At 38.8% G+C, this 16,064-nt stretch carries 11 protein-coding genes; 7 read left to right on the forward strand and 4 right to left on the reverse strand.

Annotated features, from left to right (window positions below):
- Positions 1-19: 19 nt before the first annotated feature.
- The 3 genes from FHY60_RS01850 to FHY60_RS01860 all read left to right on the forward strand — a co-directional run bounded on the left by FHY60_RS01850 (position 20) and on the right by FHY60_RS01860 (position 3,866).
- Positions 20-1,525 carry a GH39 family glycosyl hydrolase gene (locus tag FHY60_RS01850; protein WP_139902725.1) on the forward strand — a complete coding sequence of 502 codons (1,506 nt, stop codon included), beginning with the start codon at positions 20-22 and terminating at the stop codon, positions 1,523-1,525.
- Positions 1,526-1,638: 113 nt separating this feature from the next.
- Entirely contained in the window at positions 1,639-2,793 is a 1,155-nt protein-coding gene (locus FHY60_RS01855) for a Gfo/Idh/MocA family protein (RefSeq protein WP_139902728.1), read from the forward strand.
- 2 nt (positions 2,794-2,795) lie between these two features.
- A complete protein-coding gene (locus tag FHY60_RS01860; RefSeq protein ID WP_139902731.1) occupies positions 2,796-3,866 on the forward strand; it encodes a Gfo/Idh/MocA family protein in 1,071 nt (356 codons plus the stop codon).
- Positions 3,867-3,984: 118 nt separating this feature from the next.
- Here FHY60_RS01860 and FHY60_RS01865 read toward each other — a convergent pair whose 3' ends face one another.
- From FHY60_RS01865 to FHY60_RS01875, 3 genes are all read right to left on the reverse strand, one after another.
- On the reverse strand, positions 3,985-5,619 hold the full coding sequence (locus FHY60_RS01865) for a mannitol dehydrogenase family protein (protein ID WP_139902733.1): 1,635 nt from the start codon (positions 5,617-5,619) through the stop codon (positions 3,985-3,987).
- An 11-nt stretch (positions 5,620-5,630) separates the two neighbouring features.
- Positions 5,631-6,704 carry a mannonate dehydratase gene (gene uxuA, locus FHY60_RS01870; protein ID WP_139902736.1) on the reverse strand — a complete coding sequence of 358 codons (1,074 nt, stop codon included), beginning with the start codon at positions 6,702-6,704 and terminating at the stop codon, positions 5,631-5,633.
- Between the two features lie 223 nt (positions 6,705-6,927).
- The gene (locus tag FHY60_RS01875; protein WP_139902739.1) at positions 6,928-7,770 is read right to left on the reverse strand and encodes a helix-turn-helix domain-containing protein; all 843 of its coding nucleotides are present in this window, start codon (positions 7,768-7,770) and stop codon (positions 6,928-6,930) included.
- 461 nt (positions 7,771-8,231) lie between these two features.
- Between FHY60_RS01875 and FHY60_RS01880 the strand changes: the two genes are divergently transcribed.
- From FHY60_RS01880 to FHY60_RS01890, 3 genes are all read left to right on the forward strand, one after another.
- Positions 8,232-9,176: an ABC transporter permease gene (locus FHY60_RS01880; RefSeq protein WP_139902741.1), complete on the forward strand. Its 945-nt coding sequence runs from the start codon at positions 8,232-8,234 to the stop codon at positions 9,174-9,176.
- Between the two features lie 19 nt (positions 9,177-9,195).
- Positions 9,196-10,065 (forward strand): carbohydrate ABC transporter permease, encoded by an 870-nt coding sequence (locus FHY60_RS01885; RefSeq protein ID WP_139902744.1) that lies wholly within the window; start codon positions 9,196-9,198, stop codon positions 10,063-10,065.
- A gap of 71 nt (positions 10,066-10,136) precedes the next feature.
- A complete protein-coding gene (locus FHY60_RS01890) occupies positions 10,137-11,792 on the forward strand; it encodes an extracellular solute-binding protein (RefSeq protein WP_139902747.1) in 1,656 nt (551 codons plus the stop codon).
- A 77-nt stretch (positions 11,793-11,869) separates the two neighbouring features.
- On the opposite strand, the gene FHY60_RS01895 is transcribed toward FHY60_RS01890, so the two are convergent.
- A complete protein-coding gene (locus FHY60_RS01895) occupies positions 11,870-12,694 on the reverse strand; it encodes an AraC family transcriptional regulator (protein WP_139902749.1) in 825 nt (274 codons plus the stop codon).
- 260 nt (positions 12,695-12,954) lie between these two features.
- Between FHY60_RS01895 and lacZ the strand changes: the two genes are divergently transcribed.
- Positions 12,955-15,960 carry a beta-galactosidase, LacZ type gene (gene lacZ / locus FHY60_RS01900; protein WP_139902752.1) on the forward strand — a complete coding sequence of 1,002 codons (3,006 nt, stop codon included), beginning with the start codon at positions 12,955-12,957 and terminating at the stop codon, positions 15,958-15,960.
- Positions 15,961-16,064 lie beyond the last annotated feature (104 nt).

Raw genomic sequence — 16,064 nt, forward strand, 5'->3', positions numbered from 1 at the left:
AAGAAAGGTGGAATATAAAATGGCGTTTATTAAAGTGGACAAAGATTCCCACGGTGCAGTGTTTCCTTCTAATTGGAATTATTGCGTGGGAACAGGAAGATTGGGGCTGGCTCTTCAAAAAGAGTATTTAGATGCCCTTGCCCTGGTAAAGAAAAGTATAGATTTCAAATATATAAGAGGACATGGATTGCTTTGTGATGACGTGGGCATTTACCGGGAGGACATAGTAGATGGTGAGATTAGACCCTTCTATAACTTCACATATATAGACAGAATATTTGACTCTTTTTTGGAACTGGGAATAAAGCCCTTTGTTGAAGTTGGATTTATGCCAAAGAGACTGGCTTCAGGACCGGACACCGTATTTTATTGGGAAGGAAATATAACTCCTCCGAAGGATTACGATAAGTGGGCTAATCTTGTGAAGGCTGTTGTTAAACATTTTATAGACAGGTATGGCCTGGAGGAAGTTTTACAGTGGCCTTTTGAAATTTGGAATGAGCCAAATCTGACTAACTTCTGGAAGGATGCAAATAAAGAAGAATATTTTAAACTTTACAAGGTTACAGCTACAGCTATTAAGGAAGTTAACAAGGATTTGAAGGTTGGAGGACCGGCTATATGCGGAGGGGCAGATCACTGGATCAAGGATTTTCTGGAATTCTGCCATAGAGAAAATGTACCGGTGGATTTTGTTTCACGACATGCCTATACCACTAAAGAGGCTCAAAGAACTCCACACTTAGTATATCAGGATACAAATCCTATAACCTACATGTTGGATGAGTTTAAAACTGTAAGAGGAATGATCAAAGAATCACCATTTCCGGATCTTCCTTTCCATATTACCGAATATAACAGTTCCTATCATCCTCAAAATCCGGTGCATGATACTCCTTTTAATGCGGCCTATCTTGCCAGGATTTTAAGCGAAGGTTCCGACTATGTAGATTCCTTCTCATATTGGACCTTTAGCGATGTGTTTGAAGAAACAGATGTACCAAGATCTCAATTCCACGGCGGATTTGGACTGATGGCTTTAAATAACATTCCAAAGCCTGCTTTCCACATGTTCTCATTCTTCAGTGCTATGGGAGAGGAACGTCTATACAGGGATGAACATCTCTTAGTTACAAGGAGAAAAGATGGGTCCATAGCATTGGTAGCTTGGAATGAGTCAATGGAAAAGGGAGAGGGTTTTGAAAGGGAATACGAGCTTGAGCTTCCTATAGATTCTAAGGATGTATTTATAAAACAGCAGCTCATAGATGAAAATAACGGCAACCCATGGGGAACCTGGAAGCAGATGGGCAGACCAAGATTCCCAAGCAAAGCAGACGTAGAAACCTTAAGACAGGCAGCCCAGCCAAAATTGATTACCTCAAGAGCAGCTTCAGAAGATGGCTATGTTAAACTTAAATTTACACTGACCAAAAATGCCGTAACTCTAATAGAATTAACTGGCATTGTTGATGAAACAGACACCTATTTGGGATTAGACGACAGCAGAATTACTAGCTACTAATAAAGTGCTACACACTTTATTTCAAAGAATAATGAGTAATGATGGATGAAATTCAGCGGAACTGAATTTCTAATAAATTTTATTAAAAAATAGTGAGAAGTTGGTGATTTATTATGATAAAAGTAGCAATAGTTGGTACAGGTAGTATTTCTCAGGAACATATCAAGGGATATCTTCAATTCCCGAATAGGTGTAAAATAGTTGCCCTTGTAGATATATATCCTGAAAAAGCGGAAGAGAAGAAACAGAGGTTTAATCTGGCAGATGCAGAAATATATGACGATCACAAAAAGATTTTACAAAGAGATGACATAGACTTGGTGGACGTGTGCACTCCTCCTTACGTACATGCAGAAATATCAATTAATTGCCTCAATGCCGGCAAGAATGTTCTATGCGAAAAGCCCATGGCCGCTTCCCTGGAGGAATGTGACGCCATGCTGGAGGCAGCGAAGAAAAATAGGAAGCTTCTTTCCGTAGTGGCGCAAAACCGTTATTCAACAGCTTATATGAAGCTGAAGAAAACCTTAGACTCTAAGCTGGCAGGAGATATAGTACATGCTCAAATAGATTCCTTCTGGTGGAGAGGCCATTGCTATTACGACCTCTGGTGGAGAGGTACCTGGGAAAAGGAAGGGGGAGGATGTACATTAAACCATGCAGTACATCATATAGATATGGCTGCTTGGATGATGGGCATGCCTGAGGAGGTACAGGCAGTTATGAGCAATACCTCCCATGACAATGCAGAAGTAGAGGATATATCAATTGCCATATTGAAATATAAGAATGGTGCCTTGGGTCAAATAACCAGTTCAGTAGTACATCACGGTGAAGAGCAGCAGATTATTTTCCAAGGTAAGAATGCAAGAATTTCAGCTCCATGGAAGGTATATGCTTCAACCTCAAAGTCTAATGGATTCCCGGAAAGAAATGAGGAGCTGGAAAGGGAGATTGAAAAGTACTATGAAAGTCTGCCTGAAACAAAGTATCATGGACACACTGCCCAGTTGGATGACGTACTTAATAGCTTGGAAACCGGAGAAAAGGTACTGATACCTGGAAAAGAGGGCAAGAATGCCTTAGAGCTTATAACAGCCATCTATAAGTCAGCCTCAACAAAACAGCCTGTAAAGCTGCCTTTAGCTAAAGATGACCCATTCTATACAGTAGCCGGCATTCAAGCAAGCGTGCCTCATTTTTATGAAAAGTCAGCCAATGTTGAAAACTTTGATAATGAAAAAATAACACTTGGTAGGGAGATGTAATTATGACTAAAGAAAGCGGAATGAACTATGCACCAAAGGGGAAACCAAATAAAGTTTGCAGTGAAGGAGAGTTTATCTTTGCGGCAGTGGGCCTAGACCATGGCCATATATATGGAATGTGTAACGGACTGATTGAAGCAGGAGCACAGTTAAAGTGGGTTTATGACCCGGATATGAAGAAGGTTGAGAATTTTTGTAAAACCTATCCTCAGGTAAAAGTTGCCCAGAGTGAAGAAGAGATACTTAAGGATGAATCAGTTCAACTAATAGCTAGTGCTGCTATTCCATCTGACCGCTGTGCCATAGGGCTTCGAGCCATGGATGCGGGCAAGGACTACTTTGCAGATAAGCCGCCGATGACTGCCTTGGAACAGCTTGAACAGGCAAAAGCAAAGGTGAAGGAAACCGGAAGAAAGTTTGCTGTATATTTCGGAGAAAGACTTCACAATGAAGCCTCCGTTTTTGCAGGACAATTGATTGAACAAAACGCCATCGGAAGAGTAGTTCAAGTTATGGGCCTTGGACCTCACCGCGTAGGAGGATGGAGACCGGATTGGTTCTATGAGAAGGATAAGTATGGCGGAATACTTTGCGATATAGGAAGCCATCAGCTGGAACAATTCTTGTATTTCACCGGAGCTACTGATGCCGTAGTTCAAAATCCAAGAGTAGCAAATTATAACTACAAGGAGCACCCAAATTTTGAGGACTTCGGCGATGTTTCTTTAGTGGGAAACAATGGAGCAACTGGATACTTCAGATTAGATTGGTTCACTCCAGATGGATTAAGCACTTGGGGAGACGGCCGTCTTTTCATCCTAGGAACCGATGGATACATCGAACTTAGAAAATACGTAGACGTAGCCAGAGAGGCTTCAACAGATCATGTTTATCTTGTAAATAAAGATGGGGAACATCATTTTGATGTTAAAGGACAAGTTGGTTTCCCATACTTTGGTCAGCTAATTTTGGATTGCTTAAACAGAACAGAAAATGCAATGACTCAAGAGCATACCTTCAAAGCAGTTGAACTGTGCCTGATTGCTCAAAAAGAAGCCCAAAAGATTGAATAGATGAAAGAAAGTGCGAAGCACTTTCTTTCAATTAGTAATGATTGATTAGTAATGAATAATTAAAGATGATTTTTTGTAGAGGAGCGAAGAAAAATCCTCCACAATTACTCATTGCTAATTACTGATTAATTTCAAGGTGCTTTTTCAAAGTTGCTCTGACAGCACCAACGCCGGCTATCATTTCTGCAAAATAGCCTTCTATTTTTTCACCAAGTCCAACGGCGTAAAGATCGGAACCAAAGATTTCAACGTTTGAAAGTATTGGCTTCAAGCTGTTGCCTGCTGAACTTGGATCACCGAATTTAACCTCTGCAAGGTGGGGGCTCAGAACGCTTAGCAGTGGGTCTGGACTCAACTGCATTTCCTTACCGGAATCATCTAGGCCCAGAAGATATCTGCACCAGCCTGCAATTGCAAGTGGAATATATTTCAGGTTCTTAGGATCTAAGCCCTCTGTCTTAGCATAAGCTTTGATTGTTTCACCAAATCTTATTCCCACCTTCTGTGATGTATCAGAAGCAATTCTCTGTGGAGTATCAGGTATGAATGGATTTGGAAGTCTAACCTCGATAACTTCTTTTATAAAATCTTCAGGATTTAGTATTCCCGGATTGATAACTACAGGCATACCTTCCGCATAACCTATTTTTTCAACAAGCATCTTTAGGTATTGGTCCTTCATTTCTGCTGCTATAGAAGTATAGCCCAGTAAGCAACCGTAAACTGCAAGGGCGGTATGAAGTGGATTCAAGCAAGTACAAACCTTCATCTGTTCTACTCTCTCAACAGTTTCTCTGTCAGTAAAGTATACTCCTGCCTTCTCCAATGGCATACGGCCATTTGGGAATTTATCTTCTATTACAAGGTACTGAGGACCTTCTGCATTGACAAAAGGAGCTATATAAGTATTAACTTTTGTACAAACTATTTCTGTACTTTCAAAACCCATAGAGTTTAGAGTTTCCTTTACACTGTCGGAAGGACGAGGCGTAATCTTATCTATCATACTCCACGGGAAAGTAACCTTCTCCTCATTCTTTAGGTAATCCAGGAAGCCTGGCTCAACAAAATCTGCTTCAGCCCATTTCTCAGCAATGGTAACCACTGCATTTCTAAGCTTTAAACCGTTCTGTGAACAATTATCCATGCTAACAAAGGCAACTGGCAGTTCACCGTTTTTATATCTGGTGTATGCCAAGGCTGTAACTTTAGCCATAACTGTCTTTGGAGTCTTAGGACCGGCTGCCATGTCTTCCTTTATTATTGGCAAATACTCATTGGAGATATTTTTCAAAGCATAACCTTTTTCAGTGATAGTGAAGCTCACCATTTGAAGAGAAGGCTTTGCAAAGATCTGGTGTAATCTTTCCCACTCACATGTTCTGGAAACATCTGCTGCCAGACCTTCACTTAAACTTGCCACAACCTTTTTTTCAAGGCTTCCGTCCGGATTCATGATAACAAGCAAGCTTAAGTTGTCATATGGTTTGTAAATTCTGTCTATTATTTCATAGTCAAAGCCTTCTACAGCAATGATTCCCGTAGCAGTGAGGCCTTTATTAAGAAGGTCTTGCTGAAGCACTGCTGTAAAACCTCTGAAAATATTACCTGCTCCAAAGTGTACCCAGGCTGGATTCTCATAAGTTGCAGCTGCCATCTTTTCATAATCGAACTTAGGTAGTTCAATTCCTGACTTTTCCCAAGCTTCTGTATTCTTAATGCCTTCCTTGCTTAAAACTAAGCCTTTCATCATTCGCACCTCGCTTAAAGCTTTCCTTCATTTTTCTCCAGAGCGTCCCATAATCCCCATAAATACATGATTCCAAGAGCCCTGTCATATAAACCGTAACCTGGTCTGCATTTTTCCCCCCAGATATGTCGTCCGTGGTCAGGTCTTACGTAACCGTCAAAACCAATATCATGATAAGCCTTGATGATTCCGGCAACATCAATGGATCCGTCACAGGTTCTATGTGAGGTCTCTATAAAGTCACCATTATCGAAGATCTTTATGTTTCTTATGTGGGCAAAATGAATTCTGTCTCCAAACTCTCTTATCATTTCTACAACGTCGTTGTCAGGGTTAGAACCAAGAGAACCGCTGCAGAGTGTTAATCCATTATACTTACTATCAACAAGCTTTAAGAACCTTCTCAGGTTTTCCTTGCCTGTGATTATTCTTGGAAGACCAAATATTGACCACGGTGGATCATCCGGATGTATGGCCATTTTTATATCATTGATTTCGCATACGGGAATAATTTGCTCAAGGAAATACTTTAAATTATTCCAAAGATCTTCTTCTGTAACATTTTCATAGGCCTTAAAGAGCTCCTTCAAATGAGCAAGTCTTTCCGGCTCCCAACCCGGCATTGTAAGCCCAGGAACACCCTTGGCAATCTTATCAACTAATTCCATTGGATCTGTGTTATGAATCTTTGCCTTTTCAAAGAACAAAGCTGTAGAACCGTCAGGAAGAGCTTTGTATAAATCAGTTCTGGCCCAGTCAAAAACAGGCATGAAGTTATAGCAGATGCACTTAACGCCCGCCTTTGCAAGTTTTTCAATAGTTCTCTTGTAGTTTTCAATATATTTGTCTCTAGTAGGAAGACCCAGTTTAATGTCTTCGTGAACATTAACGCTTTCTACTACATCTATATTGAAACGATGGCTTTCAATAAGTTCCTTTTCTTTTAGAATTCTATCCATTGGCCATTCTTCGCCGGCAGGTATGTGGTGAAGAGACCAAACAATGCCTTCAACCCCCGGTATTTGTTTTATTTGATCTAGGGTAACTGTATCATTACCTTCTCCATACCATCTAAAGGTCATCCTCATGAGTATCACTCCAATCCTCATAAAATTTTTCTGTCAATATAGACTTAAAAATCTATACGTTTGCAGAGTATAATCATGATAACATGCAGGCATAAGCTTATACATGAAAATTATACGTACATTTGTAATATCTCACTATAAAAGTTAAGGAACTCTTGCTTATTTGCAGCAAAAGACGAAACAAGTCTAATTGTCAATTGTCCATTGGCAGCTGTCAATTATATTAATCTTCCCCGTTTTGCAAATCTGCATACTGGGATGGGCTTAGGCCTTCATGTTTTTTAAAGGCCTTACTAAAGTAGAAGATATCATTAAAACCAACTAATTTAGAGGTTTCAGAAACAGTAACACCGTCCTTGAGCAGGGATTTAGCTTTATTGATTCTTATATTAATGAGGTACTCAATAGTAGATTTCCCTGTAACCTTCTTAAAGATATTGCCTAAGTAAGAAGGACTGATTTTTGTATAATCAGCCAGCTCTTGAAGGGTGATATTCTCCATGTAGTGTTCAGTCATGTAGTTTATAACCTTATCTACCTTCCTTGCATTGGCGTAATTATATTCATTCCCCTCTTTATACTTAAACAACAGAGTTAATATTTCGGTAAATATCAATCTTTCGCTTACTTCTTTTGTATCCGATGTGGATAAATGGAAGCGATTTAGTTTTGCAAATAAGTCGTGTAATCTGGAAAAAAGGTATTTATCTTCAATTTTTTGAAAGTAGCTAAAAGGAAGTTCTGGTTCTACATATTTCCATTCACCGTCTTCATATACTGGACAGGTATAGTAAAAATCAATACCATAACCTTTCATAGGGTTATCAGCAAAAGTATGAGCTTTTCTCCTGTCGCCGGGCTTATGAAAAAGTAAGTATCCGCTTGTAGCTTGTATGGTTGTATTGTTACAGGTAAATTCTGCCTTACCATCGTAAATCAGCATTAAATTATAGTAATTTATATGATCATTAAGGGTCCAGTCCCAGATAGCATGTCTATCAATAAAATATATAATTTTAGGATGAATGTTGTATATATACTTTGATGGATTCACTTGTGATCTCATCTCCTATAAATTAAAGTACGGTAATTTATGTTTCTATACTATAATCATTAATTATATAATAAACAGACTTATATTTAAATATTTGTTGAAAAAGAAAAAGTCTTGCTTAATATTGGATGTATTGGGTATTAAACCCTGTTATTGTGTATTAAGTTATCTAATAAAGTAGTATATTTTCTAACTTTATCTAGGGTGAAAAAGTTATATATATTCATAAATCTAAATTTAAATACTTTACTTAAAGCAGGTAATAACAGTAATATAGTGCGATAATACCGCATACTTACATAAAACGTATTTGTATATTTATTCGCATTAACGAAAAAAATCATATGATGCCATATTTACAATAGTGAAATATTACAAATACAATTAGATATTTAATGTACACCTTTACACAAGCATGATAATATAAGGCTATATTAAGTGACGCAAATAAATATAATAGACGAGGTGAGGAAATGGATAAAGTCCAGATGAAGCTGGCTAAAAAGAAAAGAAGAATCAGCTATATAAAGCGATTTTGGCCGCTGTATTTAATGTTGGTACTTCCTTTAACGTATTTTGCTATCTTTAAGTATATACCTATGACATATATACAGATAGCATTTAAGAAATACAGTATCGTTCAAAGTGCCTGGGAGATGGAGTGGGCAGGAAATTATGGATTTGAACATTTTATTAAAGCCTTTTCAAATCGTGATTTCCTATATGCATTACGAAATACTTTCATGCTTAATTTACTTGACCTGGTTGTAGGTTTTCCGGCTCCTATTATTTTAGCAATATTGCTTAATGAGTTAACTTTTAAGCGCTTTAAGCGTGTGACTCAGACAATTGCATACCTGCCTCATTTCCTATCATGGATTATTATATCAGGTTTAGCATTGCAGCTTTTTGCTCCTACAAATGGTCTTATTAATATCTTTTTAAATCGGCTAGGGGTTGACTCAATTCCTTTCCTGAATTCACCGCCACATTGGGTAGGAACCTATGTGTTACTGGGAATTTGGCAAAGTGTTGGTTGGAATACTATTATCTATTTGGCAGCCATTACAGGTATCAATCCTGAGCTTTATGAAGCAGCCTCAGTTGATGGTGCTGGTCGTTTCAGAAAGATTTGGCACGTTACATTACCTGGCTTAAGACCTACTATTGTAATACTTTTGATTATGAGTCTTGGTAGAATACTTGGTAGTGAGTTTGACCGTCCATTTGCTTTAGCTAATAAGATGGTTACCAGCGTATCAAATGTTATATCTATCTTTGTATACCAGTATGGTATAAGGGGACTGCAGTTCTCATTAACCACTGCAGTTGGTATTTTCCAATCTGTAATAGGTGTAATTTTCTTGGTTGCAGCCAATAAGATAGCTAAAAAGTTTGGAGAACGAGGTATTTTATAAGACAAGGGGGGAGTCTACTATGATAAAATCACGAGCTACTAAAATCGGAGATTGGATAATTGCTTTTATCTGCTTTCTAATTATATTAATTTGTCTGTTACCTCTTTTGAATGTGTTAGCTCGTTCGCTTAGCTCAGCAGATGCTTTAATAAAAAATGAGGTGTTGCTGTGGCCTAAAGGATGGAATTTAGACGCATATAAAACAGTACTTAGTGACTCAAAGTATACCTGGTCACTGGCGTGGACAGCTATTTTGACGGTTATTTGTACTATTGTATCTATGACTATGACAACATTGTGTGCATATCCGCTGATTTTTGAAGAATTAAAAGGAAAAAAGATCATAAATACCTTCATCATTATTACTATGTATTTCAGCGCAGGAACTATACCAAATTACCTGCTGATGAAGGACTTGAACTTGTTGAATAATCCTTTAGTACTTATTATTCCGGGATGTCTCAGTGTATTCAACATGATTATTATGAGAAGTTTCCTTCAAGGTATACCTGACAGTCTTCGAGAATCTGCGGAAATTGATGGAGCAGGCTATTTTAAGATATTAATTCGAATCTATTTACCACTTTCAATGCCTGTTATCGCCACCTTATCACTATTCTATGCGGTAGGACGCTGGAACGGATTTTCCGATGCACTGATGTATATGAATGACAGAAAGTATTATCCAATACAGTTACTTTTATATAATATCTTAAATAATGCACAGTCTGTAGAAGTTTCTATACAAGAAGGTTTTTCAACACCAGGGCTTTCAGAAACATTGAAAGCTGCAACGGTTATGTTTGCTACTGTTCCAATATTACTTGTTTATCCATGGCTTCAAAGATACTTCATTGCAGGGGTTACTTTAGGAGCAGTAAAAGAGTAGTAACTTAACTAATGTAATTTATGGACACAATGTGTCAAACACGTTTATATATATAATTAAGGAGGGACATTATGAAAAAAACAATTTCAATTATAATGGCAGTTGCAATGTCTGCTATGCTATTTAGCGGTTGTAAGAAGACCACAGCTGAAACTCCAAGTACTACGCCTGATGCTGGTACTAAAACAGAAGAAAATGCTGAAATCGTTAACGGTAGATTTACTACTACAAGAAAGATTACAGTAGAAGTTTATGACCGTGGAAATGAGGGCGGTTCCAAGCCGGAAGATAACTTCTTTACAAACTACATTAAAGAAGGAATGCTGCGTGATCATAATGTTGAAGTAACCTTTGTTCCTGTTCCACGTTGGACAGAAGTTGAACAAATCAACAACCTTCTTGCAGCTGGTACTGCACCGGATATTGCTGTAACTTACAGTTATCCAACAGTTCAGACTTATGCAAAGATGGGTGGAGTTCTTGACTTAGCTCCGCTAATTGAAGAATATAAAGACTTATTACCTAATCTAACTGGCTTATTAACTGAAACTAATATAAATTACAATAAAGATCCTGAAACTGGTACTATATGGGCAATTGAAGCACGTCTTGCAAACCAAGCACGTACTAACGTTTTCGTACGTGAAGACTGGCTCAAAAAGCTTAATATACCAGAACCAACTACTTTAGAAGAATTCGAAGCAATGTTAAAAGCATTCAAAGATAATGCAAGCTTACTTTTAGGAGCAGATGCTGATAAGATGGTACCATTCTCTACCAGCTTTGATATTGGCTGGCGTGCAGATCATCTTTTAGCTTCCTTCGTTCCAAGCACAATCACTGAAAAAGAAAAGTATATATATGGCTTTGATGACAGAAAGCTTTTATTCCCTGGTATCAAAGAGGGTGTCAGAAAACTTAACCAATGGTATAATGAAGGACTTGTTTGGAAGGACTTCGCAATGTATCCTGCAGGCGATAAGACAGAGGACAATATGATGAAGGCTGGTTATGTTGGTGCATTCATCCATAACTGGGATTATCCTTACCGTGATGGTGAAAACAGTATCAATAACAGCATAAAGAGAATAGCTGGTGAAGAAGCTTCATATATAGCTATTAGCCCATTTAAGAATGATGCAGGAAAATATGCCAAATTCTTATCAGATCCAGTTGACCGTAAGATATTCTTCCCATCTACTAACAAAGAACCTCTTGCTTCATTACTTTACCTTGACTGGATAAGCGATCTTGAACACCGCATGTTCTTACAGATTGGTGAAGAAGGCGTTAACCATGAAAAGACAGCTGACGGTGCAATCAAGATGTTATCAGCAACTGGTGATAAAATTATGAATTCACCTAGCAACATAGACTACACAATTACTCTTAACGGTCTAGACCTTGGTGACAAAGAACTTACTTTAAAATCTATGGCATTTAGCTATGTAGGCGTTGATGCTAAGTATATTAAGAAGGCTTATGACGCCAGCATACTTGACGGAGTATTTACTAAGAAGGTTAATGCAGGTGCAATACAGGCAGAAGAAGGTATGGGACCTGCACTTAATGAAAAGCGTGATACATTATTAACTCAAGCAGTTGCAGCTCCAGCAAATAAGTTTGACTCTGTATTCGATAGCGGATTAAATGACTACCTAAATTCAGGTGGTCAGGCTATCATTGATGAACGTACTGCTGCTTATGAAAAAGTAATGGGTAAATAAAAGAAATATACAAGCTATAGGGTCAGGTGCATTGCTGTACCTGACTCTATAGTTTTTTCACTTAATCACCTTCATGGCTAGTGGGTTTTCTTAAACTCAATGGGGGTGCAGCCCTCTATTTTTTTGAACATTGAGCAGAAATAACTTACATCGCTGAAGCCTGAATTATAGGCAACCTGCTTAATTTTAAGCAGCTTGTTATTCATCATGGTTTCCTTTGACTTTTGGATTCTAAGTTGATTTAAATACTGAAAGGGTGTAACCAAGTAGGCCTTTTTAAAAATCCTGCATAGATAATGCTTGCTTACTTCTATTTTATCTGCCATTTCTTCAAGAGTAATAACCCTGTTATAATTTTCCGCCATTAGATTTATTACCGGCTGCAGCTTTTTAAATAGGTTTATATTTTCTTCTTTACTGGAAGTATCTTTAAAGTCCTTCATCTTTATAAGAAACTTATATAATAAGCTTGAGGCCGTTACATCCTTTCCGCTGTTAGAAGGGGAAAGGAGGCTGAAGATATCCTCCATAATGTATTCCAAGTCCTGCCTTTGGACTATGCTGATCACTTCATGGTTACCTATATTCATGTAATCTAACAGGCCTTCTACGGCAGCCCCGTTAAAGGTTATCCAGTTGGTAACCCAAGGCTCTTCCACAGTGAAATATTGATGTGGAAGAGCCTTTCTGAAAAAGAAGGCGCTGTTGACAGGGATGTCGTAGGTCTTATTTTCGATAATGAACCTGCCAGATCCTTTAATGCAATAAGCCCATTGATAATCCTGAAAGCCATCCTTTCGTGTTATGCCGCCTTCCAAGTAATTGATACCCAGACCGGTTACATAAAAGGGCAGATTAGCTATATTTTTATGTAATACGGGATACAAAATTAAACTCTCCATTTTAACCTCCAGGTCAATATTATCATATGTTTGGCAATATCCTTTGATTTACGCTCTTATTTGTTAAGGGGTATAATTGAATTGTGAGATTAATATAATTATATGTTTCTGTGACGTGGTGCGCAATAAAAGAAAATTTCGTATTAACGTAATTTTCTAAATGAGTAATTGCAGAAATTCAGCTCTGCTGAATTTCTGCCTTAATTACTAATTACTCATTACTAAATACTCATTGAAATAAGGATAAAGGGGTGGATTAGATGATAAATGTACCTAAATACTATGAAGATTTAGATGTGATGGAAGTAAACAGGGAAGCTCCAAGGGCCTATTTTATACCCTACAGGTCTGAAGCTGCAGCCTTGTCAAAGAAAAGGGGACAGTCGGATTTCTATCAGAATTTAAACGGGACTTGGAAATTTAAATATTATTCCAGTATAAAGGAAGTTGAAGATGGATTTTACCAGGAGGGCAGGGATGTCAGTGAATGGGACGACCTGATAGTGCCTTCTTGCTGGCAGGTTAAGGGTTATGACCAATGTCATTATACCAATATAAATTATCCTTTTCCCTGCGATCCTCCCTATGTACCCAATGAAAATCCTGCAGGTACCTATGTGAGAGACTTTAATGTACCAGAAAACTGGGATGGAAAATCAAAATATATTGTTTTTGAGGGGGTAAATTCCTGCTTTTATCTATGGATAAACGGCCGATTTATAGGCTTCAGCCAAGGCAGCAGAATGCCTGCGGAGTTTGATATTTCACCATATATAAGAGTGGGAAAAAACAGAATAGCGGTAATGGTACTGAAGTGGTGCCACGGGTCCTATCTGGAAGACCAGGACTTGTGGAGGTTTTCCGGCATTTTCAGAGACGTGTACCTGCTGGCCAGAGATAGAAATCATATAAGGGATGTCTTCGTGAGACAAAATCTCTCAGAGGATTTTAAAGTGGGCTACTTAAACTGCCAAATTGAAACTGTGGGAAGCATAGAAGCCACCGCAGTATTGAAGGATGCAGAGGGAAAGGTAGCTGCGAGTGGACAAGCTACTATAAAAAGTAAGGGAAGCATTGTTTTGGAGCTTACAGCCCCAGCTCTTTGGAATGCTGAAGCCCCATATCTGTATAAACTCTTCATAAGCAGCGGAGAGGAAGTGCTTTTGTTTAATATTGGCTTTAGAAGGATTGAAGTCAAGGACAGTGTCTTCAAGGTTAACGGAAAAGCTATCAAATTAAAGGGGGTAAATAGACATGATTCCCACCCTGAACTTGGCCAAACTATACCGCTGAACCACATGAAAAAAGACCTGGCCCTTATGAAAAGTCATAATGTCAATACCATAAGAACTTCACATTATCCAAACGATCCAAGATTTTTGGATTTGTGCGACGAATACGGCTTCTATGTCATAGATGAAGCAGACCTGGAATGTCACGGAGTACAGTCTGTTGGTGATTTTCATATGCTGACAAAGAATCTGCAGTGGCAGAAGGCTTTTCTAGACAGGGCTGTAAGGCTGGTTGAAAGAGATAAAAATCACCCTTCTGTTATAATATGGTCCATGGGAAATGAATCCGGTTATGACATCAACCATATTGCCATGGCTAGATGGACAAAGGATAGGGACGGTTCAAGACTAGTACATTATGAGGGGGCAAATGAGTGCTACAAGGGCAGTACAGATACTGAGGTCTTAGACATGGTAAGCAGTATGTACGCCTCCACTCAGTATATTGAAGAATATGCCAGCAAGGAAGAAAATAAAAAGCCTTACTTCCTGTGCGAATATAGCCATGCTATGGGTAACGGGCCCGGGGACCTCAAGGATTATTGGGATATCATATATAAGTATCCAAAGCTAATGGGGGGCTGCGTTTGGGAATGGTGTGACCATGGGATAAAGACGGCTACTGCAGAAGGCACCGAATTTTACGCCTATGGTGGAGATTTTGGGGACAAACCAAATGACGGTAACTTCTGTCTGGACGGCTTGGTATATCCTGATCGAAGACCTCATACAGGCCTTCTTGAACTAAAGAAGGTCATTGCTCCTGTTAAAGTGGAAGCAGTGAATCTAGAAAAGGGACAGGTTAAGATTACTAACCTATATGATTTTATTGATCTCTCACACCTATCACTGCAGTGGACAGTGGAGAAAGACGGGGAGATAGTACAGCAGGGTGAAGTGAGTGGACTTACTACACTACCACATGAATCAGAAACAATCACACTGGATTATAAGTTGCCGCAAGCTTCAAAGAGCAGTTACTATCTTACAGTATCCTTCCACCAGAAACAGAACACACTATGGCAAAGAAAAGGTTATGAGGTAACCTTTGAACAATTCAGGCTGCCGGTAGAGAAAATAGAAGAGTGTGAAAACTCAAAGATACCTTTTATAAAGGTAGTCCAAGAGGGACATACAGTTACCATTGAAGGTTTTGACTTCTGCCATAGGTTTGACCTGTATCATGGAGGGTTTACCAGCATAAGAAAGAATAATGTGGAACTTATAAGTGCTATGCCCAAGTTCAATGTATGGCGGGCTCCAACGGATAATGACAGAAATATAAAGCATCGGTGGTCCGCAGAAGGTATTGACCGGGCTTTTATGCATGTATATAGGGCCCGGATATTGAAGCAAACAGATTCCTGTGTGGATATAGCTGTTGATTTCTCATTAGGGGGATATACGAATCTTCCGCTGTTAAAAGGACAGGCTATTTGGACCATATCAGGATCCGGTGAAATAGCTCTTAATACTTATGTCAAAGTTCGTGAAAACCTCGTATTCCTGCCAAGGTTTGGCCTGCAGCTGCAGATGACGGAGGGGACGGAAGAGGTTGAGTACTTTGGAAATGGACCTCATGAGTCCTATATAGATAAATGCCAAAGCGTAAAGGTTGGAAGATACCTCACCACAGTTGATGAAATGTTTGAAAACTATCTTGTTCCTCAGGAAAATGGCTCAAGATACGGAACTCAGTGGTGTATAATATCCAATGAGCTGGGTATGGGATTGAAGTTTACAAGTGACAATGAATTTTCTTTCAATGCAGCCCATTACACACCGGAGGATTTGACTGCCGCTGGACATCCACATGAACTGAAAAAAAGAAAAGAGACCATAGTTAACATTGACTATAAGATGAGCGGAGTAGGCTCCAATTCCTGTGGTCCGGAACTTTTACAGAAGTACAGGCTGGATGAAAAGGAATTTGAGTTTAAAGTTAATATAATGCCAATATTTAAGGAAGACTAAAAATCAGAGGGACCCTTTGCTTGCCATGTTTTTGTAACAAGCAAAGGGTCCCAAGAATTTGCTATTTCCGCAGTTGAATAGGAGTGGAGATTGCGATTTCTTGG

The sequence above is a fragment of the Clostridium thermarum genome, from assembly GCF_006351925.1.
Taxonomy (GTDB): domain Bacteria; phylum Bacillota; class Clostridia; order Clostridiales; family Clostridiaceae; genus Clostridium_AU; species Clostridium_AU thermarum.

Excerpts from the sequence above, each read along its gene's own strand:
- FHY60_RS01850 (WP_139902725.1), top strand. The coding sequence starts at position 20 with ATGGCGTTTATTAAAGTGGACAAAGATTCCCACGGTGCAGTGTTTCCT.
- FHY60_RS01855 (WP_139902728.1), top strand. The coding sequence starts at position 1,639 with ATGATAAAAGTAGCAATAGTTGGTACAGGTAGTATTTCTCAGGAACAT.
- FHY60_RS01860 (WP_139902731.1), top strand. The coding sequence starts at position 2,796 with ATGACTAAAGAAAGCGGAATGAACTATGCACCAAAGGGGAAACCAAAT.
- FHY60_RS01865 (WP_139902733.1), bottom strand. The coding sequence starts at position 5,619 with ATGATGAAAGGCTTAGTTTTAAGCAAGGAAGGCATTAAGAATACAGAA.
- uxuA (WP_139902736.1), bottom strand. The coding sequence starts at position 6,704 with ATGAGGATGACCTTTAGATGGTATGGAGAAGGTAATGATACAGTTACC.
- FHY60_RS01875 (WP_139902739.1), bottom strand. The coding sequence starts at position 7,770 with ATGAGATCACAAGTGAATCCATCAAAGTATATATACAACATTCATCCT.
- FHY60_RS01880 (WP_139902741.1), top strand. The coding sequence starts at position 8,232 with ATGGATAAAGTCCAGATGAAGCTGGCTAAAAAGAAAAGAAGAATCAGC.
- FHY60_RS01885 (WP_139902744.1), top strand. The coding sequence starts at position 9,196 with ATGATAAAATCACGAGCTACTAAAATCGGAGATTGGATAATTGCTTTT.
- FHY60_RS01890 (WP_139902747.1), top strand. The coding sequence starts at position 10,137 with ATGAAAAAAACAATTTCAATTATAATGGCAGTTGCAATGTCTGCTATG.
- FHY60_RS01895 (WP_139902749.1), bottom strand. The coding sequence starts at position 12,694 with ATGGAGAGTTTAATTTTGTATCCCGTATTACATAAAAATATAGCTAAT.
- lacZ (WP_139902752.1), top strand. The coding sequence starts at position 12,955 with ATGATAAATGTACCTAAATACTATGAAGATTTAGATGTGATGGAAGTA.